Origin of the sequence: Streptomyces populi (assembly GCF_002911015.1) — a bacterium.
Lineage (GTDB): Bacteria > Actinomycetota > Actinomycetes > Streptomycetales > Streptomycetaceae > Streptomyces > Streptomyces populi.
Map to the genome: position 1 here is coordinate 1 of NZ_KZ626966.1, position 22,198 is coordinate 22,198.

22 protein-coding genes and 1 riboswitch are annotated in these 22,198 nt (G+C 72.4%); of the genes, 8 read left to right on the top strand and 14 right to left on the bottom strand.

Annotation, left to right across the window (positions count from 1 at the left end; genetic code table 11):
• Nucleotides 1-862: 862 nt before the first annotated feature.
• The 3 genes from CW362_RS36745 to CW362_RS36755 form a co-directional block, all read right to left on the bottom strand.
• Complete coding sequence (locus CW362_RS36745) at nucleotides 863-1,276, bottom strand: hypothetical protein (RefSeq protein ID WP_103553949.1); 414 nt, start codon at nucleotides 1,274-1,276, stop codon at nucleotides 863-865.
• Entirely contained in the window at nucleotides 1,273-1,647 is a 375-nt protein-coding gene (locus CW362_RS36750; RefSeq protein WP_103553950.1) for a cupin domain-containing protein, read from the bottom strand. The genes CW362_RS36745 and CW362_RS36750 overlap by 4 nt, the downstream gene beginning before the upstream one ends.
• Before the next feature lie 129 nt (nucleotides 1,648-1,776).
• Nucleotides 1,777-5,316, bottom strand: a complete 3,540-nt coding sequence (locus CW362_RS36755; RefSeq protein WP_162684350.1) for an ATP-binding protein — start codon at nucleotides 5,314-5,316, stop codon at nucleotides 1,777-1,779.
• 225 nt (nucleotides 5,317-5,541) lie between these two features.
• Here CW362_RS36755 and CW362_RS36760 point away from each other — a divergent pair, with 225 nt between their 5' ends.
• Nucleotides 5,542-6,030: a nuclear transport factor 2 family protein gene (locus CW362_RS36760; RefSeq protein ID WP_103553952.1), complete on the top strand. Its 489-nt coding sequence runs from the start codon at nucleotides 5,542-5,544 to the stop codon at nucleotides 6,028-6,030.
• A gap of 30 nt (nucleotides 6,031-6,060) precedes the next feature.
• Here the strand turns inward: CW362_RS36760 and CW362_RS36765 are convergent, their stop codons facing one another.
• Together CW362_RS36765 and CW362_RS36770 are read right to left on the bottom strand one after the other, a co-directional pair.
• Nucleotides 6,061-7,236 (bottom strand): epoxide hydrolase family protein, encoded by a 1,176-nt coding sequence (locus CW362_RS36765; RefSeq protein ID WP_103553953.1) that lies wholly within the window; start codon nucleotides 7,234-7,236, stop codon nucleotides 6,061-6,063.
• A 233-nt stretch (nucleotides 7,237-7,469) separates the two neighbouring features.
• On the bottom strand, nucleotides 7,470-7,847 hold the full coding sequence (locus CW362_RS36770) for a winged helix-turn-helix transcriptional regulator (RefSeq protein ID WP_103553954.1): 378 nt from the start codon (nucleotides 7,845-7,847) through the stop codon (nucleotides 7,470-7,472).
• Between the two features lie 107 nt (nucleotides 7,848-7,954).
• Between CW362_RS36770 and CW362_RS36775 the strand changes: the two genes are divergently transcribed.
• The gene (locus CW362_RS36775) at nucleotides 7,955-8,320 is read left to right on the top strand and encodes a DoxX family protein (RefSeq protein WP_103553955.1); all 366 of its coding nucleotides are present in this window, start codon (nucleotides 7,955-7,957) and stop codon (nucleotides 8,318-8,320) included.
• Between the two features lie 86 nt (nucleotides 8,321-8,406).
• Here CW362_RS36775 and CW362_RS36780 read toward each other — a convergent pair whose 3' ends face one another.
• Nucleotides 8,407-9,579 (bottom strand): amidase domain-containing protein, encoded by a 1,173-nt coding sequence (locus CW362_RS36780; protein WP_103553956.1) that lies wholly within the window; start codon nucleotides 9,577-9,579, stop codon nucleotides 8,407-8,409.
• Nucleotides 9,580-9,979: 400 nt separating this feature from the next.
• Here CW362_RS36780 and CW362_RS36785 point away from each other — a divergent pair, with 400 nt between their 5' ends.
• The 3 genes from CW362_RS36785 to CW362_RS36795 all read left to right on the top strand — a co-directional run bounded on the left by CW362_RS36785 (nucleotide 9,980) and on the right by CW362_RS36795 (nucleotide 12,467).
• Nucleotides 9,980-10,936, top strand: coding sequence for a GlxA family transcriptional regulator (locus CW362_RS36785; RefSeq protein WP_103553957.1), 957 nt, complete (start codon nucleotides 9,980-9,982; stop codon nucleotides 10,934-10,936).
• Nucleotides 10,937-11,055: 119 nt separating this feature from the next.
• Nucleotides 11,056-12,054, top strand: coding sequence for a type I glyceraldehyde-3-phosphate dehydrogenase (gene gap / locus CW362_RS36790; protein WP_103553958.1), 999 nt, complete (start codon nucleotides 11,056-11,058; stop codon nucleotides 12,052-12,054).
• A 95-nt stretch (nucleotides 12,055-12,149) separates the two neighbouring features.
• A complete protein-coding gene (locus CW362_RS36795; protein ID WP_103553959.1) occupies nucleotides 12,150-12,467 on the top strand; it encodes an antibiotic biosynthesis monooxygenase family protein in 318 nt (105 codons plus the stop codon).
• Between the two features lie 195 nt (nucleotides 12,468-12,662).
• Here the strand turns inward: CW362_RS36795 and CW362_RS43575 are convergent, their stop codons facing one another.
• Both CW362_RS43575 and CW362_RS43580 read right to left on the bottom strand, forming a co-directional pair.
• The gene (locus CW362_RS43575) at nucleotides 12,663-12,830 is read right to left on the bottom strand and encodes a hypothetical protein (protein ID WP_162684351.1); all 168 of its coding nucleotides are present in this window, start codon (nucleotides 12,828-12,830) and stop codon (nucleotides 12,663-12,665) included.
• Between the two features lie 105 nt (nucleotides 12,831-12,935).
• Complete coding sequence (locus tag CW362_RS43580) at nucleotides 12,936-13,106, bottom strand: hypothetical protein (RefSeq protein WP_162684352.1); 171 nt, start codon at nucleotides 13,104-13,106, stop codon at nucleotides 12,936-12,938.
• A gap of 281 nt (nucleotides 13,107-13,387) precedes the next feature.
• Between CW362_RS43580 and CW362_RS36800 the strand changes: the two genes are divergently transcribed.
• Entirely contained in the window at nucleotides 13,388-13,996 is a 609-nt protein-coding gene (locus CW362_RS36800; RefSeq protein ID WP_103553960.1) for a hypothetical protein, read from the top strand.
• Between the two features lie 273 nt (nucleotides 13,997-14,269).
• A riboswitch (cobalamin riboswitch) is annotated at nucleotides 14,270-14,466 on the top strand.
• 35 nt (nucleotides 14,467-14,501) lie between these two features.
• Nucleotides 14,502-14,900 carry a (2Fe-2S) ferredoxin domain-containing protein gene (locus CW362_RS36805; RefSeq protein ID WP_446459431.1) on the top strand — a complete coding sequence of 133 codons (399 nt, stop codon included), beginning with the start codon at nucleotides 14,502-14,504 and terminating at the stop codon, nucleotides 14,898-14,900.
• A gap of 88 nt (nucleotides 14,901-14,988) precedes the next feature.
• Here CW362_RS36805 and CW362_RS36810 read toward each other — a convergent pair whose 3' ends face one another.
• Nucleotides 14,989-15,861: a helix-turn-helix transcriptional regulator gene (locus CW362_RS36810; RefSeq protein ID WP_103553961.1), complete on the bottom strand. Its 873-nt coding sequence runs from the start codon at nucleotides 15,859-15,861 to the stop codon at nucleotides 14,989-14,991.
• 154 nt (nucleotides 15,862-16,015) lie between these two features.
• On the opposite strand from CW362_RS36810, the gene CW362_RS36815 reads away from it, so the two are divergent.
• A complete protein-coding gene (locus CW362_RS36815; RefSeq protein WP_103553962.1) occupies nucleotides 16,016-16,795 on the top strand; it encodes an NAD(P)H-dependent oxidoreductase in 780 nt (259 codons plus the stop codon).
• Between the two features lie 96 nt (nucleotides 16,796-16,891).
• Here CW362_RS36815 and CW362_RS36820 read toward each other — a convergent pair whose 3' ends face one another.
• The 5 genes from CW362_RS36820 to CW362_RS36840 all read right to left on the bottom strand — a co-directional run.
• Nucleotides 16,892-17,149, bottom strand: a complete 258-nt coding sequence (locus CW362_RS36820) for a hypothetical protein (protein WP_103553963.1) — start codon at nucleotides 17,147-17,149, stop codon at nucleotides 16,892-16,894.
• Nucleotides 17,150-17,309: 160 nt separating this feature from the next.
• Nucleotides 17,310-18,401 carry a polyprenyl synthetase family protein gene (locus CW362_RS36825; RefSeq protein WP_240658244.1) on the bottom strand — a complete coding sequence of 364 codons (1,092 nt, stop codon included), beginning with the start codon at nucleotides 18,399-18,401 and terminating at the stop codon, nucleotides 17,310-17,312.
• Nucleotides 18,402-18,656: 255 nt separating this feature from the next.
• A complete protein-coding gene (locus CW362_RS36830; protein ID WP_103553964.1) occupies nucleotides 18,657-19,439 on the bottom strand; it encodes a TIGR03084 family metal-binding protein in 783 nt (260 codons plus the stop codon).
• A 182-nt stretch (nucleotides 19,440-19,621) separates the two neighbouring features.
• A complete protein-coding gene (locus CW362_RS36835; RefSeq protein ID WP_103553967.1) occupies nucleotides 19,622-20,803 on the bottom strand; it encodes a hypothetical protein in 1,182 nt (393 codons plus the stop codon).
• 191 nt (nucleotides 20,804-20,994) lie between these two features.
• On the bottom strand, nucleotides 20,995-22,198 hold a 1,204-nt coding region (locus CW362_RS36840), incomplete at its 5' end, for a bifunctional glycosyltransferase family 2/GtrA family protein (protein ID WP_420856893.1).

The window sequence follows — 22,198 nt, forward strand, 5'->3', positions numbered from 1 at the left end:
AGGGCGGCGGCGTCGCCGGGGACGGAGCGGGCGCCGGGGCGGTGGTGGGCCGGCCGCACGAGACGCAGTAGCGCGTCCTGTCGGTCGCGGAGCCACCGCAATGCGGGCAGAAAGCAGGCATCGATTCCCTCGGTGAAAACAGGTGAGCAGATGTGAAGGCGGTGAAAAGGCTGAAGCGGGCCTCCTCGCGGGGAGGCGAAAGGAAAGGCCGGCCCGTCGGCGACGGATCCGAAGGTCCGGCGGGAGCTTCGGGAGCGGGCGGGCGGGGGAACGGCCCGCCCGGGGTGAGGGAGGGGAAGGACCCGGAGATCGACGCGCCCGGACGCTGTCGTCACCCGTGGAGGACGGCTGACCTGCGACGGACGGCGGTGTCGTGACCGTTTCGGCGGCCCGGGGTCAGCGCCCCGTCGGGGCGTGCCGCCGAAGCCCTCGGAGGGTCGCCCGGGGCGCGGTCGGCGCTAACCGTGTCGCGCGGGAAGGACGGGTCGTCAAGGGTTCTCTCAAGTCGCCTGGATGTGAAGATCATGTAAGTGAGACTTGATCATGAATATCAGGGCACGGCGTCGTGATCAAGAGGTGTGGGGTGAATAGCTGTAGGTCGCATGAGTCGCCTGAGGCATCCTTGACGGGGCCGAGTGGCGGGGGAGCGGAGCGACGGTCCCAACTCGGCCTCGGCCCAGGCGACTTCGTGGGTGGTGGCCGTGCCCGCGCTTCCCTCGCCGGAACATTCGGGCAACCCGATCCACCCCGACCCGCCCCCCACCGACCCGACCCGCCCCCCACCGATCCGGTCCGGCTCGCGCCGTCCTGCCCGTGCCCCGCTCCCGCTCCCTCGCCCTGATCGCCTCGTCGCCTCATTGCCTCATCGCCGAATGAGCGTCACCTCGCGACGGCGGGCGTCCTGGATCTCGGGAGACCAGTCGCCGGTGCAGTAGACGGACATCTCGCTCATCGAGCCGTCGCGCACCTCGGCGCGGATCAGTTCACGGCAGTACCAGCTGCCCTCGGCGTCCTCCCACCGCTCCTCGACCTCGACGACGAGGCCGGTCCCGGTGACGTCGATGCGGTGGCGCGGAACGGTACCGAGAGTGGGATGGCTGCTGCGGCGCAGGGCCACGAGGTTGTCGCGGCCGGCCGTCTGGAGCCGCCACCGGGGCAGGCTCAGGTCCACGAACACGTCGTCCGTGAACAGTCCGGCGGGGGCGCTGTTCGTCCGCAGGAACTCCACGAAGAGATCGGCGAGTTCCTTGGCCCGGCGGGTGTCGAGGGTGCTCATGACGCCGCCCCCGCGAGATTGCGGCTGACGGCCCGCATGGTGCGGTCCAGTTCGGCGGTGGGGCTGAACTCGACCACTTCGGTGCCGGCGAAGAGGAGGGGCAGGTGCCCCGGTGCGCCGTAGTAGGCGTCTCCCGCGTGGAAGACCTCGTCGTGGTCGGCGTACCGGAACACGATCTTTCCGGAGATCACCTGACCCCAGTGCGGGCACTGGCAGCGGTCGTCGGGCAGCCCCCGGAAGAGCGGGCCCGGATCCATGTCCGCCTTCATGGTCTCGTACGAGACGGTGTACGGGCCGACCTCGGCGTACCGGCCCTCGATCACCGGCTCGTCCACCTTCAGTTCCGCCTCTGCTTTGGCTGTGCGCGGCATGACGTCCGCCCTTCGTTCCCGGCCGTACCCGGTTTCGTACGGCGTCCTCACCCCTCAGGCGTGAGGCCGGACGGCACGATGTGAGGTGACGGCTCACCGGGCCCGGCTGCCGGGGCGCGCCCCCGGGGTTCACAGGCGCCAGGCGGGCGGGTCCTCGGGCTCGTAGACGCACAGGGTGCCCGTGCGGACGGCGGTCCGCAGATGGCGTCCGAGTTCCGGGTGCACCGCGGCGACACGGCGTACGGCGGCGCGGACACGGGCCGTCACGGTCGTACGGGCGCGTTCCGCGGGGGAACCGGCGCGGCGGACGCGGCCGCCGATGCCGTACGCGGCGGATAGCTGACGGACGAGTGCGTCCTTCTCCTCCGCGATCCGGCGCGACCGTGCCGTGTCGCCGCCCGCGTCGGCGTCCTCGGCCTCCTCCTCCAGTTCCCGCAGCCGTCGCCGGTACGCGGCGCGCGCGGTCGCGTCGATCACCTCGCCCAGGTCACCGGGAGGGTGCAGGTCGCCGTCGTCCGTTCCGGCGTCGCCGGCGGTGGCGCCGGGCGCCGCCAGATCGACCGCCGGGACCGGAGTGCCCGGGCGGCCGAGGAGCACCGCGATGTCGTGCAGGCCCTTGCTGTCGGGCAGGCGCACCTCGCGGCCGGCGTACACCAGGAGCCACAGTGGTCCTTCGCGGCGGAACTGCGGTGCGGGCGGCGGAGAGTCCGGCCGCCGTTCACCCGCGGCGGCCCCCGGCGCCGTGCGCCCCGCCGTGGCGCGCCCCGCCGTGGCGCGCCCCGTCACGGCGGGGTCCGTCGGGCCGTCGGACCGCGCGTCGCCGGAGACCGGGACCGCGGGGCCGTCACCCGGGCCGTCCTGCGCCCGGACGGTGCCGTCGCGGAACTCCGGCGGTGCCGGAACGGCCGCCCCGGGCACGCCGTCGCTCCCCGGAACCCCTCGTGCCTCCGCCGTCCCGGCACTTCCCGCGGTCCCCACCGCCCCGGACGTTCCTGCCGTTCCCGCCGTTCCTGCCGTCCCCGCCGTCTCTTCCGCGATGCGCTCGGCGAGCGCGACCGCTCCGGCCGCCACGGCGGCCCGCACGGCGTGGTCGCGGTGGTCGCGGGCCGTCCGGTCGTCGCCCATGGACCGGGCCAGGAGAGCCAGATGCCGGTCCACCGGGCCACGGATCGCCGCGCCGATGCCCTCCACCGCGAACAGCCCCGCGTACGGTGCCAGGGCGCCGTAGAGCGCGGGCGCCGACGGATGGGTGCCCACCGCGCCGACGGTCTCCGCCGCCTGCGCCATCATCGGCAGCCACTCGCTGTCCCGGGGAGCCCCGAGGAGCGACGGCATCACTCCGGCCAGGCGACGCGAGGCCTCCTCCCGTTGCCCCAGCTGCGCCGCGAGCAGTGCCAGGGTGACGCGCGGCCACACCCCCGGCATCCGCTCCAACGGCGCCCGCTCCCGCAGCCTGCGCAGATCGTCGAGGTCGCCGGAATCCGCGTACAGGCACCAGCGTTGCGTCTCCGCGAGCAGTACGGCGTTGGGGCTGCCCGCCGCGCCGCCCAGCGCCTCCACCTCGTCGAGCGCGGCGGCACAGTCTCCGTAGCGCCCCTCCATCAGCGCCCGCGTGCCGCGCCACAGGGGCACGTACCACGCGTACAGCGGTCGCCGCAGCAGCCGGGCCGCGGTGTCGTACGCGGCTGCCTCGGCATCCGCCCCGGCGAACGAGCCGGTCTCCATGAGCGCGACCAACCGCAGCCGCCGGCCGAGGAGTTCGAGCGGGAGGTCGCGTCGGGCACGAGCCACGTCGATGATCTCCCGGGACCGGTCGAGGCGGTCGCGGCAGTGGTCGGGGCCGGAACGGGCGTCGCACAGCGCCGCCAGCGCCGGTCCGAGGGCGGCCGGGGCGTCGGCCTCGCGTGCCGCGGCCACCGCCTCCTCGGCGAGGGCGACCCGGTGCTCCTCCGGTTCGAGGAACGCCGCCGCGAGGGACAGCCGGGCGGTGACGGCGGCACGCAGCGCGGTGTGCGCCGGATCGTCCGCCAGAGCGGAACGCGCCTCGCCGAGCAGGTCGGCCTGTTCGCGGTCGGCCACATCGACCTCGAAGCCGACGGGACCCGTGCCCAGACCCAGCGCGGCCCGTGCCAGCAGATCGGGGCGGCCAGCCCGGCGGGCGAGCGAAGCGGCGCGCAGCAGCGCGGTACGGGCCTTCGTCCAGTCCCCGGACCCGAGCCGCGCCGCCCCGAGCCCGAGCAGCACCTCGACGAGCTCCTCGGCGTGACCGGGCTCCTGACCGGCGGCACCGCCACCGTCGAAGTCGGCACCGGCACCGCCACCGTCGAAGCCGGCACCGGCACCGCCGTCGGTGTCGTCCCCGGCCTGCCCCGCCGTGTCGAAGCCGGCGGTCGCGTACGCCCCCACGGCCCTCTCGTACCAGCGGGCCGCCTCCTCGAACGCGAGAAGCGCGGCGGCACGGTCGGCGGCCTCCCGGCAGTACCCGGCGGCCTCGCGCGCGTGCTCCGGGCCGGAGAGGAGGAGGTGGTGGGCGACCTCGGCGGGGCCGGTGTCGCGGCCGCGCCCGGAGTGCTCGGCCAGTACGGCCGCCAGCGCGCGGTGCAGCCCGGCCCGCTCACCGGGTGACGGTCTCCCGGAGACGGCCTCGCGCAGGAGATCGTGCCGGAAGCGGCCCTCGTCGGCCCCGGCCTCCGCCAGCAGTCCGGCCCCCGCCGCCTCCCCGAGCAGCACACGCACCTCGTCGAGGGGCACGGCCGCGGCATCGGCGAGCAGGTCGAGCCGGAACCGTGTTCCCAGCAGGGCGGCGAGATCCAGCAACCGCGCGGCCCGGGGCGACAGTTCGGCGGTACGGGCACGCACCGCGTCCCGGATCCGTACGGAGACGGCCGTCGCCGGGATCTCGGAAGCGGGCCCGCCGAGGCCGCCGCCCGACCGGAGGAGCTCGGTCACGAAGAACGCCTCACCACCCGTGTACCGGGCCAGGGCGCGCACGGCCGAAGGCGCGGGAGTGCCGCCCGTCGCCGCGTCGAGCAGCGCCCCCACGTCCTCCTCCCTCAGCGGCCCCACCGGCAACGCGCTTCCTCGGCACAGCAGTCGGGCGCGCGCCCAGGAGCGGTCCTGCCAGGCGGTGTCGTCGTCGCGGGCCGTGGCCAGTAGCAGGACCCGGGAACCGCGCACGGCGTCCGCGGTCTCCAGCAGCAGCCGCAGCGAGGAGGCGTCGGCCGCGTGGACGTCGTCGACGACCAGCAGCAGCGGCCGTCGCCGTGCCGCCGTCGCCAGGATCTCGGTGACGTCCCCCGCCAGCCTCACCCGCGCCGCCTCCGGGTCCGCCTCGGTCCGCCCGCCCGCCGCGGACCCGGCCAGCACCGCCCGCAGCGAGGGTGACGCGGCGACCAGCCGCCCGCAGCGCACGTCGTCCACGACGAGTTCGCGCAGCAGCCGTGACCAGGGCCTGAGCGCGTGTTCCACGGCGTCCGGCGGGCACCACGTCCACACCGTGCGAAAGCCCTCGGCGCGGGCGGCGGCCTCCTCCGCGACGCGGGTCTTGCCCGCGCCGGCCGGTCCCGTCAGGGTGACGAGTCCGCCCCGGCCCGCGGCGGCGCGCTTCCACGCCCCTCGGAGCTCACCGAGTACGTCCTCGCGTCCCACGAACGGGAAACCCGTCACCATGGCAGTCCTCGTCGGTCCGTCTCCACCGCACCCTCCCGTAGAGCCTAGGCAGGGCGCACGAGGACCGCGAGGCACGGGCGCGCCGGGGGAGCCGAGCGGCTGCCCGCCCGTGCCCGTGCCCGGGTGCGGACGTGGGTGCCGGGGCCGTGCACGGGAGCGCTCCGCTCCTCGGCTGCGTGCCGAAAACATGTCGTGCGTGCGGAGAGCGGATTGATATCAAGAGGGATGACCACACATGATCTCGATCCGCTGGAACGTCTGCTCGCCGAACGCGCCTGCGAGCGGCTGGTCCTGGAGCTGGTGCACCGGCTCGACCTCGGTGAACCGGGCACGGTCTGCGACCTGTTCACGTCCGACGGCGTCTGGGAGTGGCCGTACGACGGGCGGCGGATCGAAGGACGGGACGCTCTGCGTGCCTACTTCGGCTCACGGCCCGCGGACCGCCTCTCCCGGAGGATGTGCACGAACATCCTGGTCACCGTCGACTCACCGGACACCGCGACGGCGACGACCTATTTCGCCACCTACCGGGTCGACGGCTACACCGAGGGCACGCTGGTTCCCACCCCGCTGCCCGCGAACGTGGGGCACTACGAGGACACCTTCCGCAGGACCGACGGCGTGTGGCTCATCGCGACCCGCACCCTCGTCCTGCCCTTCGGCGGACCGACGAAGCGTCTGGACCCGCTGGACGGCCTTCCCGCGCCGCGGTGACGCCGGCACGGACGGCGGGCCGGGCGGGGGTCAGCCCGTCGTCGCCGTGCGGTAGGGACGGAAGAACGCGCGCAGTTCCTCCGCGTAGAGTCCGGGTTCCTCGAACGGGGCGAAATGGCCACCGCGCGCCGGCTCGGTGAGGCGGGTGAGGTTCGTCGTGCGCTCGAGCCACGCCCTCGGCGGACGGACCAGGTCGCCGGGGAACAGCGAGAAACCGGAGGGCACCTCGACCCGGCGGGCCAACTGGGCGCGCGGGATCGCCCCGTTCGCGGTGTACATCCGCATCGACGAACCGATCGTCCCCGTGAGCCAGTAGAGCGTCACGTTCGTGAGGATCTCGTCCCTCGTGAAGGCCCGCTCGACGTCGCCGTCGCAGTCGCTCCACGCCCGGAGCTTCTCGACGATCCAGGCGGCGAGCGCGGCCGGCGAGTCGTTCAGTCCCACGGCGGCGGTCTGGGGTTTCGTGCGGTGCACCGCGGCGTAGGCGCCCTCGGCGGCACCCCAGGCCGCGGCGTCCTCCATCCATGCGCGCTCCTCGGGCGTGAGGTCGGCCGGGTCCCCGGTGAACACGGGCAGCCCCCCGTCCATGCGGTGGACGGCCACGACACGGTCGGGGTGGTCGAGCGCGAGGTAACGGCTCACATGGCTGCCGATGTCACCGCCGGCCGCGCCGAACCGCTCGTACCCGAGGACGTCCATGAGTTCGGCCCACAGACCGGCGACGGCGATCGAGTCGAGCGGTGGTCCGGTCGGGCGGTCGGAGTGTCCGTAGCCCGGCATGTCGGGCACGACCACATCGAACGCGTCGGCGGGATCGCCCCCGTACGCACCCGGATCGGTCAGCAGCGGGATCACCTTCGTGTACCGCCAGAACGAGTCCGGCCAGCCGTGACCGAGCACCAGCGGAAGGACCGGACCCGCCGGTGCCACGGCCCGGGCGTGCACGAAGTGGATCCCGAGACCGCCGAGCCGGACGCGGAAGCGGGGGAGCCGGGCCAGCTCCGCCTCCCGGGCCGGCCAGTCGAACCCGTCGGCCCAGTACGCCACGAGCTCGCGCAGGTAACCCAGATCGGCTCCCAGCGACCATCCGGCGTCCGCGGGGGCGTCCGGCCAGCGCGTCGCGCGCAGCCGTGAGCGGAGGTCGTCGAGCGCGGACGGGTCGGTCCGCGCGGTGAACGGCTCGGGGCGGGGCGGGACATCGGACATGCGTCGCATCCTAGGCAGGCCGCCGGGCGACTCGAGCGACGTGGCCCCGCACCGTGGCGCCGCGCCCCTCCGGGCGGCCGCATCGCGGTGAACCCGAGATGACGCGGCGGCGCACGGCCGTCCGTGACGGCGCCCGGCCGACGGACCCCACGCACCCGCCGCGCCCGGGACCGGCCCCGGCTCGGGGCCGCCCGCCGGCGCCGACGGGCGGCGGCCCTCGGCCCCCGCCGGCGTCAGCCCGCCCGTTCCCCGTACGCGGCCCTGCTGGCCTCGATCTCCGCGATGTGCTCGATCGCCCAGCCGGCCAGCGCGAGGGTCGGCGGGATGAGGCTCTCGCCGGTGGGGGTCAGCGCGTACTCGACGCGGGGCGGGACCTCCGCGTACACGGTCCTCGACACCAGGCCGTCGCGCTCCAGGTTCCGCAGGGTCAGCGTCAGCATCCGCTGCGAGATGCCGGGAATCTGCCGCTGCAGATCCGTGAAACGCAGCCGGCCCTGTTCGAGGGTCGTCACGATCAGCAGCGTCCACTTGTCGCAGATCCGGTCGAGGACGGCGCGGATCGTCCGTCCGCCGTCCCCGCGGATCATGCAGGTGTGCTCGTACTGCGACACGACAACTCCCTGTGGGTAGCGCACATCCATGTGCCTTTTGTAAGCCCCCCGTCGGTAACTCATCATGGGGCCACTTACGCCTGGTAACCATTGTGCGAGGGGCCGCCATGAACGTCGCCTACTGGATCGTCGCAGCGCTGCTGGCGGCCTTCTACCTCTATGCCGGAGGCATCAAGGTCCTGCGGACCCAGGAGCAGTTGCGGCCCATGATGGGCTGGGTCGACCGCATCCCCATGCCGGTCGTGAGGATCGTCGGGACGCTGGAGGTCCTCGGCGCGGCGGGGCTGGTCCTGCCGCCGCTCACCGGGATCGCGCCCTGGCTCGCCGTCGCCGCGGCGACGGGCCTCGTCCTGATCCAGGTCGGCGGCATAGCCGTCCACGTCTCGCGCGGCGAGGCACGGATGACCGGCCTCAACATCGCCCTGCTGGCGGCGGCCGCCGCGGCCGCCTGGCTGGGAACCACCTGGCTCTGACCGTCCGGCGGGAAACGGCTCCGGCACATGCGAAGGGCGGGAGCCCGGCACGTGGTGCCGGACTCCCGCCCCGGGAACGCGACCGCTCAGGTGCGGTAGGCGTAGTACGCGGCGTTCGGGTACGACGCGATGATGCTCGCCAACGACCGGTTGTAGGTGTTGGTCGAGTGGTACGACAGGTACGGCACACCCTGCGGGCTGCGGTACGTGACGATCATCGTGTGGTCCTTCGACCCGTCCTTGTTGAAGTCCACCTGGACGACGTCACCGATGTCGGCCTGGTAGACGTTCGCGAGGCTGGTGACGCGCTTCGAGGACAGCGCGAACCACGAGAACTCGTTGACGCCGACGAACGAGTCCGACTGGATGTCGGAGTTGCCGAACCACTTGTGGAAGTCGTTCACGTAACCGGGAACGTGCTTCCAGCCGCCCGCCTTCAGGGACTGGCTGACGAAGTTCGTGCAGTCCCCGCCCGCGCCCTCCCCGTTGAAGTTCGGGTACGCCGGGTTGTAGTTCTTCCAGTACTTCGCGGCGTACGCGGCCATGGCCTTGTAGTCGTAGCCGGTCGCCGAGAAGTTCTTCGCCTTGGCCGGCGCCGGCCACGTGGTGGCGGAGCGCGTCGCCGAGGGCGGCGTGCTGTCACCGGTCATCGGCGTGGCGACGAACGTCGTGGCCTCGACCTGGTTGACCGCGACCCCGGCGTCCGTGTCCTGGACACCCGTGAGCTGCCAGTCGCCCTTGCGGTCGGCCTTGAACGTCAGCGTGTGGTGCGCCTCGAAGCCGGTGGTCTTCGGCTCGGTGCCCGTGGCCTTGTCGTAGGCCAGCGTCGTCGTCTCGGTGACGTCGACCGTGGCGTGACGGCCCTTCACCCGCGTACGGTCCAGCGTCACCTTGGTGTCGGCCGAACGGTACTTCTCGCCGAGCTCCGCCAGACGGGCCTTGCGGCTCTCCAGCTTCGCCAGCGCGGACTTCTCGGCACGCGACTGGGTCGAGGACAGTCGCACGTCGCCGGAGAACCGCGACGTCTTCTGCTTCGCTCCGTCGTCGCCCACCAGGGCGTCGGTGCGGTCGGTGAAGACCGCGTCCGCCAGCCGCTGGAAGGTCGCCTTCGTGGCGGCGTCCACCTTGGGGTCGGCGTTGACGCTCGCCGCCCCCGCGGACCAGTTGGGCAGCAGGGCTGCGCCGGCGACGACCGAGGCCGCCGCCGCGGTGACTATGGTCGCGCGTTGCCGCTTACGGCTCAGTTTCCTTGATTTCAATGGGGATCCCCTCTACACCGGTATTGAATACCGGAGCCGCATCCTCGCACGGCGTGTGTGGCTCCTGTGAAGGGGGTTGCCGAAGCGGTATCAAGGCGCGGAGACGGAAAGCCGCAGCTCCGCGCTCGGAAGGGCAATCCCGGCAGTCGGCCGTCCTGTCGGCGACCGGCGGCCCGGCCGAAGGGCGTCCGGACTGTGACGACGGAGCTTACGCCGATTTCAGTGCCGGAGCGTCACATACGTGTGTGAGCCGGAATGCTGGAAGGGAAGGCGCTCTGCCGGACGACTCTGCCGGACGACTCCGGCGGGCCGCTTCTGCGGGCAACTCTGCCGGACGACTCCGGCGGGCCGCTCCTGCGGGCGACCCGGTGGGGCGGTCCGCCCGCGTACGCTCTTCACCGTGCCGCCATCCCCCCTGCGCCGTGTCGCCGTTCTCGTGCTCGAGGGTGCCAAACCACTTGATGTCGGTATTGCCGCGCAGGTGTTCACAACTCGGGCGAGCATGCCGTACGAGGTGCGGGTGTGCGGTGCGGAACCCGGTCTCGTGACCGGCGGCGACGGCCTGTCCTACCACGTCGCCCACGGCCTCGGGCAACTCGCGTGGGCCGACCTCGTCTTCGTACCCGGCTACCGCTTCCCGGACCGTGAGGACCCCCCGCCCGCCGTCGTCGACGCGCTGATCGAGGCCCATGCCCGGGGCGCGAGGCTCGCGGCCATCTCGACGGGCGCGTTCGCGCTCGCCGCCACGGGGCTGCTCGACGGCAGACGTGCCACGACGCACTGGCACTACACACGGGCGCTCGCGGCGAAACACCCGCTCGTCAACGTCGACGAGAACGTCCTGTTCGTCGACGAGGGGAGCGTGCTCACGTCGGCCGGCGCCGCTTCGGGCATCGACCTGTGCCTCCACATCCTGCGCGGTGATCTCGGCGTGGCCGCGTCGAACCACGCGGCCCGCCGTCTGGTCGCGGCTCCGTACCGCAGCGGTGGCCAGGCGCAGTACGTGCCGCGCAGCGTGCCCGAACCGCTGGGCGAACGGTTCGCCGCCACCCGCGAATGGGCACTGCACCGGCTCGGTGAACCCCTCTCCCTGGAGATGCTCGCCCAGCACGCGGCCGTGTCGCCGCGCACCTTCTCGCGGCGCTTCGTGGAGGACACGGGATACACGCCGATGCAATGGGTCATGCGGGCCCGCATCGACATGGCCCGCGAACTCCTGGAGCGCTCGCAATGGAGCGTCGAGCAGATCGCCGCGGGCGTCGGCCTCGGCACCGGTGCCAATCTGCGGCTGCACTTCCACCGGATCCTCGGCACCTCCCCGAGCGAATACCGGCGCACCTTCACCCAAGGTGAATGAGCGGTCACGGAAGGCCCGCTTCCGCGGCTGGCGCGATCCTTGCGGACCATGGCGATCTCGCCGCTGTCACCGCCCCCGGCGGCGCGCGAACCTGGGAGGGAGCCGAAGGGACATCACTCATGACACGTATCGCCATCAATGGATTTGGCCGCATCGGACGCAACGTCCTGCGAGCCCTGCTGGAACGCGACACGGACCTCGAAGTCGTCGCGGTGAACGACCTGACGGAGCCCGCCGCCCTGGCACGGCTGCTCGCCTTCGACTCGACGTCCGGCCGCCTCGGCCGCCCGGTCACGGTCGACGGCGACACCCTCGTCGTGGACGGCCGGCGCATCAAGGTGCTGGCCGAGCGCGAACCGGGGCAGCTGCCCTGGGCCGAACTCGCCGTCGACGTCGTGCTGGAGGCCACCGGCCGCTTCACCTCGGCCAAGGCGGCCGGGGCGCACCTCGACGCCGGTGCGCGCAAGGTGCTCGTCAGCGCCCCGGCCGACGGTGCCGACGTCACGCTGGCGTTCGGTGTCAACACCGACGCCTACGACCCGGCCCTGCACACGATCGTCTCGAACGCGTCCTGCACGACCAACGCGCTCGCCCCGCTGGCCGCGGTGCTCGACGATCTCGCGGGCATCGAGCACGGCTTCATGACGACGGTGCACGCCTATACCCAGGAGCAGAACCTCCAGGACGGCCCGCACCGCGACCCGCGCCGGGCCCGTGCCGCCGGCGTCAACATCGTGCCGACCACGACCGGCGCCGCGAAGGCGATCGGCCTGGTGCTGCCCAACCTCGACGGCAAGCTGTCGGGCGACTCGATCCGGGTGCCGATTCCGGTGGGCTCGATCGTCGAGCTCAACACCACCGTGGCCCGTGACGTGACGCGCGACGAGGTCCTCGCGGCCTACCGCGCGGCCGCCGAGGGCCCGCTCGCCGGTGTCCTCGAATACTCGGAGGACGCGCTCGTCTCGTCCGACATCACGGGCAACCCGGCCTCGTCGATCTTCGACTCGGCCCTCACCCGCGTCGACGGCCGTCACATCAAGGTGGTCGCCTGGTACGACAACGAGTGGGGCTTCTCCAACCGCGTCATCGACACGCTGCAGCTCCTGGCCGCGGGCTGACCCGAGTCGGCGCGACAGGCGCAAAGGGGCCGTCCGGCCAAGGCATCGGGCGGCCCCTGAGCCCTCCGCCGACCGCGGTGCGGCAGGATGGACGCATGAGCGTAGTCAAGATCAACGTCCTGACCGTCCCGGCGGAACAGCGGGAAACCCTCGAGAAGCGCTTCGCCTCGCGCGCCGGTGCCGTGGAGAGCTCCGACGGCTTCGAGTGGTTCGAGCTTCTCCGCCCCGTCGAGGGCACCGAAGACTATCTGGTGTACACGCGCTGGCGTGACGAGGAGTCGTTCCAGGCATGGATGGAGGGCCCGATGAAGTCGGCCCACCAGGGCGGCGGCGACCGTCCCAAGCCCGCCGCCAGCGGGTCCTCGGTCTGGTCGTTCGAGGTCGTGCAGCAGGCGGCGCCCAAGAACGCGTGACACCCTTGCGAACGGAACCTTCGCGGGTCCCGGGTTCGGACATCTGAGGAAGCCCGTTGGAAAGGCCCAGGACAGTACTTCTGGACTGGGCCTTCTCGTTTTCTTCGGCGGCGCCGCTTTTTCGGCGTGTTCGCCGCCTTCTCCGGCCGTGTCGGCGTCTCCGCTGCGGATGAGGGTTCGCAAGGGCGACTCGCATCACGCCGTGCCCGGACGCCGTGATGCGGGCGGGCGCCAGGCGGAGGAGCTGGTGACCGCGTGGACGGTCTTGAGGCTGGTCCTCCCGGTCTCGCGGTGGACGCGGTGGCGGACGATCCGGACGGCCCGGCGGGTGCCGGCGAAGAGCAGGTCGGCGATCGTGCGCACGAGCAGTCCGAGGCCACGGAGCGCAGAGAACTCCGTGATCGCGGACGTCCGTGCCCGCTGTGTGCCGAACCCCGTCCGACGTGACGAGACGTCGGCGACCTGGTGTCAGCCGGCTGCGCCGAAGTCCTGACCGAAGTGGGCGCGGTAGTGGGCGACTTCCGGTTCGCGCTCCATCAGGATGTTGCCGGTGGGGGTCTCCGTTGTCGCGTCGCGGACCATCCGGCTGGTTTCCGCTGCCTCTTCGAGGCGCGCGGTGAATGGATCGCCTTGCCTCACCGCCGCCCCTCGAAGGGGATATGGGTGATATCTACCGTAAACTCTCTTTTGGTTCCTTCGCGCTGCCCGGCGCATCGAAATGCAACCGCCGGTTGATCCCCGACGTCATGACGAGGGACACTGCCCGGCGGATGCGTGTTCCCGGCCGAGTGGCACTCGCTCCGGCATCCTCCCGTGCACGTCGTCGAAGGCCATTTACCCAAAGATTACTGGGCAGTTGACCTCGGGGTTTCGTGGTAGCGTCCTTGTTCGGAGGGACAGTGCAACCTGAAAGGGAAATCGTGAACACGGAGAAGATCGCCGCTCGCCGCCTCTCGCTGGAAGAGGTGACGAAGCTCGGCGTGAAGGACAGGATCTTCGTTTCCGCCGACACGGCAGAACTCAAGCTTCCCGATTGCTATGTCCCTGCTTTTCTGACCAAGTCCGGTGAGAATTTCGAGGGCGGCTCGATCACGGCGAGAACCGTATTCCAAGAAGAGGTCTCCCTCCTTCCCGACGACGAGAACGAAGCCGGAATCTACTTGGCCGACGAGAAGGGCTCGGTGACCATCGAGGTCCTCCAGTCCGCCGGTGTCGTGCTGGACCTGGCGCTTTTCGTCCCCGGCGGGGACAAGGGGGCCCTCACGGCCCTCTACGCCGCGGCCCGGCAGGCGTTCGGCGCCGACATCGTGCAGATCTGGCGCCAGGGCCTCAAGGAGGTCCCCGACGTGAAGGTCGACATCTTCGAGGAGCAGATTCCCCGGGGACGCAAGGGGGGCGACAGTCCCAAGCGCGACCGTCGCGCGATCGACACCTACCCCACCCGTGCGGACTTCATCGAGTTCTCCGCGGGGTGGAAGCCGATCGTCGAGATTCACAGGCCGGTTGTCGACGACACCCCGACCATCTGAGGCTACGTCACCTTTCCTTCTCGGCCTGAGAGAACGCCGAGAACGCATGCGCCGGACCCGGTCGACCCCTGAGCGGTCCAGGGAGCCGTCGGAAAACAACTCACGAACGCCGAAGCGCCGTTCCGCACCGGTCCGTGACCGAGCCTGAGTCGCTGGACTCTCCGAGCGGCCCGACGAGGGTCGGCAGGACGGCCACGAGAGGCCCTGCCCCTGGAGGGGCAGGGCCTCTTTGCGTCGCAAGGGGTCCGCGTCGGAGGTGCTTCCGTGCCCGGGGTCGCAGCCGGATGAGATGATGACCGGCGACATAAGGCGACGGCGGTACGAGGAAGCCGGTGTGAATCCGGCGTGGTCCCGCCACTGTGACCGGTGAGTGAGTTCCGTCAGGCCACCGCCCCGACCGGGGCAGGAGGGCGGGACGATCGGAGATCCGGGAGCCAGGAGACTCACGCGGTCGCCTCCTCTGACGACACCGGGGCGGATCTCCCCGGGAGGGGAGTGGTGTGCTGTGCCCGAGACGCCGTCGGAAGAGACGCCGGGTGAGTCCGTGGGGGTGGGCGACCCCGTGCCGTGCCGGGTCGTCGTGTGCCGGGACTGCTGCTGCGGCAGTCCCAAGGTGACCGGAGTGGATCACGCCGAGCAGACCGCGCGACTGCGTGCGGCGGTGCCGGTGCGCATCTCCGAGTGCCTCGACGTGTGCGACCAGGCCAACGTCATCGTCGTGCAGCCGTCCGCCGCGGGCCGGGCCGCCGGTGCGCGGCCGATGTGGCTCGGACTCGTCAACGACCCCGACGCGACCGAGGACATCGTGGCCTGGGTGCGCGCCGGAGGCCCGGGAGTGGCTCCGCTGCCGGACATCCTCGACCTGTACACCTTCACTCCGCCGCGGCGCACGGTGGGTTCCTGAGGCTCGCACGCCTTGCGCGGAGCCTCGCCCGGGGGCCGGGAAGCCGTCACCGCCGAGGAGTTCCAGGCGGTGACGGGGCGTCGTCGAGTCACTCGCGTGTCCGGGCGCCGACCGCGGGACGGACGTCACCGCTGTCCGCGGCCAGGCCCGCGAGCAGGCGCAGTCCGTCCTCGGCCGGGCTTCCGGGGGCCGCGGAGAGCACCAGCAGCTCCATGCCCGACCCGTCCGGTGACGCGAAGTTCTCCTGGTGCAGCTCCAGCAGGCCGACCAGCGGGTGCCGGTACGCCTTGCGTCCGTGTGTGCGGGCGCGCACGTCCGCGCGGGCCCAGAGGCGGCGGAAGCGCTCGCTGCCCATCGCCAGTTCCCCGATGAGCGAGGCCAGTCGGGGGTCCTCGGGGTGTTCGCCGGCGGCCAGGCGCAGATGCCCGACCACGTCGAGGGTGCAGTTCTCCCAGTCCGCGTAGAGGCCGCGCTCGGCCTCCTCGAGGAAGATGTGCCGGGCGGTGTTCAGGCCCGGCATCGGCCGGCCGAAGAGGAGTCCGGCGAGACGGTTCCCGGCGAGCACGTCCAGGCGGTGGTTCATGAGCAGCGCGGGTGCGTCGGCGACCAGGTCGAGGACGCGCAGCAGCTCCGGCCTGACCCTCCCCCGGCCTCCGGCCGGGGGGACCCCCTTGCCCGGCGCCTTCGCACGGCGGCGCTGCCGGGCGAGCCGGTGGAGGTGGCCGCGTTCGGTCTCGTCGAGGCCGAGGACGCGGGCGAGCGCGTCGAGGACCTGCTCGGAGGGCTGGGTCGCGCGGCCCTGCTCCAGACGTACGTAGTAGTCGACGCTGACCCCTGACAGGTGCGCGACCTCCTCGCGGCGCAGCCCCTCGACCCGGCGGCGGCTGTCGGTGGGTATGCCGGCGGCCGCCGGGTCGACCCGGGAACGCCGGGTCCGCAGGAAGCCCGCGAGATCGTCCATGCCTCCGAGTATGGCTTCGGCGCTGCCCGCGAAGGTGGTCCTGCCAGTACCAGGAAGTCCTGTCCCGCGGAAGCCCGGTCCCGCGGAAGAGGCGTCCCTGAACGCCGGGCGCCGCGGCGCCCAGGATCGGGGCATCCGATCCGAAGGAGTTCCCGTGAAGACACTGATCGTCTACGCCCACCCGGAGCCGAAGTCGCTCAACGGCTCGCTGAAGGACCTCGCGGTGTCCACGTTGGAGGGCGCCGGGCACGAGGTACGGGTGAGCGATCTGTACGCGATGAACTGGAAGGCGGTCGTGGACGCCGCGGACTACGGTCCCGCCGCATCGAGTCCGCTGAAGGTCGCCCTGGACTCGGGCCGTGCCTTCGACGCCGGGACGCTTACCCCGGACGTCCTCGCCGAGCAGGAGAAGCTGCTGTGGGCCGACACGGTCGTCTTCCAGTTCCCGCTGTGGTGGTACACGATGCCCGCGATCCTCAAGGGCTGGGTGGACCGGGTGTTCACCTACAACTTCGCGTACGGCGTCGGCGAGCACAGCGACACCAGGTACGGCGAGCGCTTCGGCGAGGGCACCCTCGCGGGCAGGAAGGCCCTGCTGTCGGTGACCGCCGGCGGCCCGCGGTCGCACTACGCCGCTCGCGGGATCAACGGCCCCATCGGCGACCTGCTGTTCCCGGTCCACCACGGCATCCTCTACTACCCGGGCATCGAGGTGCTGCCCCCGTTCGTGCTGTACGGCACCGACCGGATGACCGGCGAGGACTACCCGGACGTCGCCAAGGCCTGGGAGCAGCGCCTGCTCACCCTGGAGACGACCGATCCGATCGCGTTCCGGCGCCAGAACTTCGGCGACTACGAGATCCCCTCGCTGCACCTGAAGGAAGGTCTGGAGCCCGTGGGCCGCACGGGTTTCGGGCTGCACGTACGCGACTGACCGCCGACGACGGACAGGGTGGGCCGGGCGCGGATCCGAACCGCGCCCGGCCCGCCGGGCGCACACGGTTCGGATCGCCCGGCGGTGCCCCTTCCTTCAGCCGGAGCGGCCGACGCTCCCCGGTGCCGTGCCCGTGCCGTCCAAGAGCGTGTCGAGCACCTTGGTGCTGAGGAAGGGGGTCACCTGCACGGACGGGACGACCAAGGGGGTGTCGCCGATGCCGTTCGCGAACGCCCGGGCACCGCCCGAGCCCGGCTCGGAAGGGGCTGTCGCGGCCAGCGCCGGTGCCACCGGCACGGAGACGGCGGCGAGAGCGGCCAGGGCGACCAGAACGCGGGCAGGGCTCGAGAACATGCGGGTCCTTTCAGGAACGGTTTCGCCCCAATCCTCCGGCCGCGGCGGTGCGGCCTTCCTCCCGACGCGCTGGGCTCACCCGAAGAGGCGCAACCACCCGGCGGCGCGGTGGCCGAGGGCCCGCCGAGGCACGGTGCGGGTGCCGGGTGGGGCCGGGTGCCTACCGGTCGCGCGTCACGCTCCAGGCCGGCAGGTGTTCGAAGAACTCCACGGCCTGCGTCCGCCAGCGTCCGTGCCACGTGGCGGCCCGGTCGGCCGCTCGGCGCGCGTAGCGGTCGGCTTCGGTCCGAAGTGTCCGGTCGATGCCGTGCGTTCGCGCGATGCGGCGGATCCGGCGCAAGGTGTCGTCGTCGCAGTCCGGGTCGCCCAGGGCGCCTTCCAGCACTTTGCGTTCGGTCTCGTCGGCCGAGGCCAGCAGGGCGGCGAGGGCGTAGCTGCGTCGGCCGGAACGGACGTCGGATCCGGGGGTCTTGCCGAGAGCGGCGGGGTCGCCGAACAGGTCGAGCCAGTCGTCGTGGATCTGGTTGGCGATGCCCAGCGCTCCGGCGTAGGCGCGCAGTTCGCCGTCGTACGGGGCGAGGTCGGCGCCGGCGGCGAGCAGGCCCAGTCGCAGCGGGGCGAGCACGGAGTAGCGGGTGGACTTGTATTCGGTGACCGTGTGCAGGAGTTCGGCGTCCGGGGCGGGGTGGAAGTCGCGTTCCAGGTCGAGGATCTGTCCGGTGACCGTGGTGGCTCCGGCGTCGGCGTGGACGGCGGCCATGGCCAGGGCGCGGGCTGGGGGCAGGTCGCCGGTGAGCAGCACGCGCACGGACAGGAAGGCCGCCAGGTCGCCGGCGAGGACGGCCAGGGCGAGGGCGGTCGCCGGCCGGTCGGGGAACTCGTCCCGGTAGGCGTAGTAGGTGGAGGGGCCGCCGCGGCGCCGGGGCGTGTCGTCGATGATGTCGTCGTGGATCAGGCCGTGGGTCTGGAGCAGTTCGACGCTGATGGCGGCCTCGTCGAGTCCCGGCACGACCTCGTCGGTGACCAGCGCCGCCGCCTCGTGCAGCAGGGCCACGCGCAGGCGTTTGCCGCCGCGCAGCGACAGCTCGCGCACCAACTCCAGTGCGCGGGAGGGGAATCTGCCGTGCGGCGGCATCTCCAGGGCGCCGCCCGCGGCGTCGGTCAGGGAGTCGAAGTAGGCGGCGAAGCGGGCGTCGAACCGGTGCTGATGGCCGGCCGCGCGCCGCAGGGCGACGGCGATGTGGTCGTTCACCGGCCCAGACTCTACGGCAACCGGCGCCGGGCGCGTCGGTACGGGCCGCCCCCGGCCGACGGCCACCGGGCAGGTGCCGACCGCGTCGCCGGCCCGGGCGGCCGGCCGATTGTGCCGAGCACGGGCCGCCGGCGGCCTCGGAGTTGTCGTACCGGCGCACACCACGTGACCATTCCCTCGCCCTCGCCCTCGCCGTGTCCGGAGGGCGGATCGCGACCGCCACGCGTCCGCACGACCGGGCACCCCGACCCGCTGTCAGAGGAAGACGCGTGCCAGCTCCAGCCACTTCCGGGCGTCCTCGCCGGTCGCGGTCAGGCCGGTCCCGGACCAGGGGCGACGCCGGGTGACACACAGGCAGAAGTCCATGGCGCCGCCCCGTACTCGCTGCGCGGCAGCCTCGGGGCCCCACACCCAGGTCCGTCCGTCGGGCGCTGTCAGCTCGACACGGAAGGGATCCGCCGGCTCGGGCAGTCCGACGGCGGCGAAGGACAGCGCCCGTCCCAGCACCCCCAGCGACGCCACGTGCCGCAGTCGATCCGTCGGGCGGTGCGCCACGCCCACGGCGTCGAAGACGTCCTGCCCGTGCGCCCAGGTCTCCATCAGACGGAGGGGCACCATCAGGGCCGGGGTCACCTCCGACATGTACCAGGGGAATGCGTGGTCCCACGGCGTACCGCGCAGTGCCGCCGCCAGTTCCGCTCGGCCGGCCCGCCACTCGTCCAGGAGCACCGGCCGCGGTTTGGCCGCTCCCACGGCGGCGGCCTTGTCCGCGTACCCGCCGCCTTCGGCTTCCGCCCGCTCGAGCTCGGCGCCGAACGCGTCCGGAGTGCGCAAGGCGCTGAGCGCGTTCGCGTCCGCCCACGCTAGGTGGGCTATCTGGTGGGCGATCGTCCAGCCCGGTGCCGGGGTGGGTACGGACCAGTCGTCCACCGTCGTGACCAGCGCGTCGAGCTCGTCGCCCTCGGCCACCAGCGCGGACAGGACACCGGTGTCGTCCACATCGGGGACGGCGAGGTCGTAGTTCAGCATGGGAGCCATGGTGCACTCCTTCCTGAACGGCGGAGGAGACGAAAAGCGGGCAGACTCCGATGCCGTCGGAGTCCGCCCGCACGGTGGCGGGGCCCGTGGCACCACGGGACCGTCGTGCTTCCTCGACGGCGGCGCACCGCCGGTTCACCCGGTGAGCGCGCGGCGGGGACCGGGGTCGGCAGGGGGGACGGTCACGGAACGCCGACCTCGAACAGGACGTATCCGGCGTAGGAGCCGGAGGCGAGTGCCGCGACGGTGAGGACCGCGCACAGGACCGGAGTGCCGATCCGGCGCATGGCGGTGGCGCAGGGGATGAGGAGGGGGAAGGCCGGGAGCAGGTAGCGGGACACGTTGCCGAAGATCTGCTGGCTGCCCAGGACGAGCGCCATGGTCAGGAGGGTGCTGACCGTCAGCACGAGGGGAGGGCGCAGCCGGAACAGCAGGGGCAGGCTGATCAGGGCCAGCAGGACGGTGCCGGCGGCGACGACGTCCTCGTGGGGGAAGGCGTAGAGGTAGTCGTAGTGGCCGACCATGAGGGACGTGAACACCCTGACGGTGTGCCGGCCCCCGTCGAACGAATGGCCCCAGGCTTTGTCCTGGAGGGTGAAGTAGCCTCCGTAGTCGCCCATCCGGTGACCCACCCAGCCGAGGTAGCCCGCCAGGCCCAGGGGGGCGATCACGACGGCCGCCACCGGGCGCACGACCGCGTCCCGGCGCCGGGCGCCTTCCGGGACGGGGGAGTCCCCCCACCGGCGCGCCGCGCGCCGCTGCCGGACCACTTCCACGAGCGCGGCGACGGCGAGTGCCGCGATCAGCGCGGTGGCCGTCGGCCGGGTGAGGCCTGCCGCACAGGTCAAGAGGCCCGCGGTGAGCCAGTTCCGGCGCATGACGGCGTGGCAGGCCCAGGCCGCGAGGGCGACGTAGAGGGATTCCGAGTAGCCGGACCACTCCACGCCGGAGCCCGGCCACACGGCCCACAGCCCGGCGGAGGCCAGCCCCGCGCGCCGGCCGCTGACGCGGGCGGTCACGGCGTGGATGCCCAGGACGGCCACGAACGAGGCGACGACGGAGACCGCCAGGCCCGCGCCGAGCAGACCGAGCCCGGTGCAGGAGGAGACCAGACGCATCAGGGCGGGGTACAGCGGGAAGAATGCGGCGGAGTTGCCCTCGAGGGTGATCAGGCCGGTGGCGCCGGGTACCGGTACGAGGGCGGGGTGGTAGCCGTGCGCGGCGATCTGCTGGTACCACCAGCCGTCCCAGGTGGCCAGGACGTCCCAGACGTGGGCGCCGCCTCCGAAGCGGGGGTTCTTCCGGCGGAAGTCGCCGGAGGAGTCCAGCAGGTACATGAAGACGCAGAAGCCGACGAGTTTCATCGTGCCGTACAGCGCGAGGGCCGGACCGTACCGTCTCGCGGCCCCGTGCAGCCGTTGCCGCCGGACGAGATTCCGGTCCGGACCCGTGCCGCCCGGGTCCGCTCCGCCCGGCCGTGCGAGCACGGGCCAACGGGCGGCGGTCCGGGGCCGGCCGGCCCGGAGGTCCGAGGCGGCGGTGGGACCGGGCTCGTTCATCGTGCTCCGCTTCCCGTGTCGTCGCGCCGGACGGCGGCGGTGAACACCCAGGTGCGCAGGAGCAGGAAACGCAGCAGTGTCGCCGCCAGGTTGGCGATGACGAGGACCATGATCTCGGTCGACCGCCGGGGCGTGTGCGACCAGTGGTGCAGCGCGGCCAGCGAACCGCCGGTGAGCGCGAGGCAGAGGCCGAGGACGGCCAGCCCCTTGGTCTGGTGGCGCAGTGCGCCGCCCCGGCCGCGCAGCCCGAAGGTGAGCCGTCGGTTGGCGGCCGTGTTGGCGACGGCGCAGACCAGCAACGCCCACGCGTTGGCGGCCTGAGGTCCCGTCACCGGGCGCAGGGCCGCGTACAGGAGGACGTATCCGATCGTGCTGAGCGCGCCCACGGTGCCGAACCGCAGCAGCTGAGTCGTCAGGGACGCCCGTGGCGGGCTCTCGGAGGCGCGTCCGAGCCGCGCCGTGGGCAGCGTGCCGCGGGCCAGTGCGCGGCCGATCCTCGCGATGCCACGCAGGTCGGCCACGGCGGTGGGGACCAGGTCGACCCGGCTGTCGGGGTCGTCCACCCAGTCGACCGGCACTTCGTGGATGCGCAGCCCGGCGCGTTCGGCGATCACCAGCAGCTCGGTGTCGAAGAACCAGCCGGTGTCCTCCACCAGGGGCAGCAGACGGGTCGCGACGTCGCGGCGGACGGCCTTGAAGCCGCACTGCGCGTCGGAGAAGCCGACGGCGAGGGCGGACCGCAACAAGAGGTTGTAGCAACGGGAGATGATCTCCCGCCGGGGACCGCGGGTCACCCGGGAGCCGCGGGCCAGCCGGGAGCCGATGGCGATGTCGGAGTGCCCGGATATCAGTGGGGCGACCAGCGGCAGGAGCGCGTTCAGCTCGGTGGACAGATCGACGTCCAGATACGCGAGCACCGGTGCGTCCGAGTTCGACCACGCGGTGCGCAGGGCACGGCCGCGCCCCTTCTCGTCGAGCCGTATCCACGTCGCCTCCGGCAGGTCGGCGGCCAGCCGGGCGGCGATCAGCGGAGTGGCGTCGGTGCTCGCGTTGTCGGCGACGGTGATGCGGAACGGGTACGGGAACGTCTCGCGGAGATGGGCGTGCAGGCGGCGCACGCTCGGCTCCAGGTCCGTCTCCTCGTTGAACACGGGGACGACCACGTCCAGGACGGGTTCCGTGCGGCCGGTCGGCAGCGGA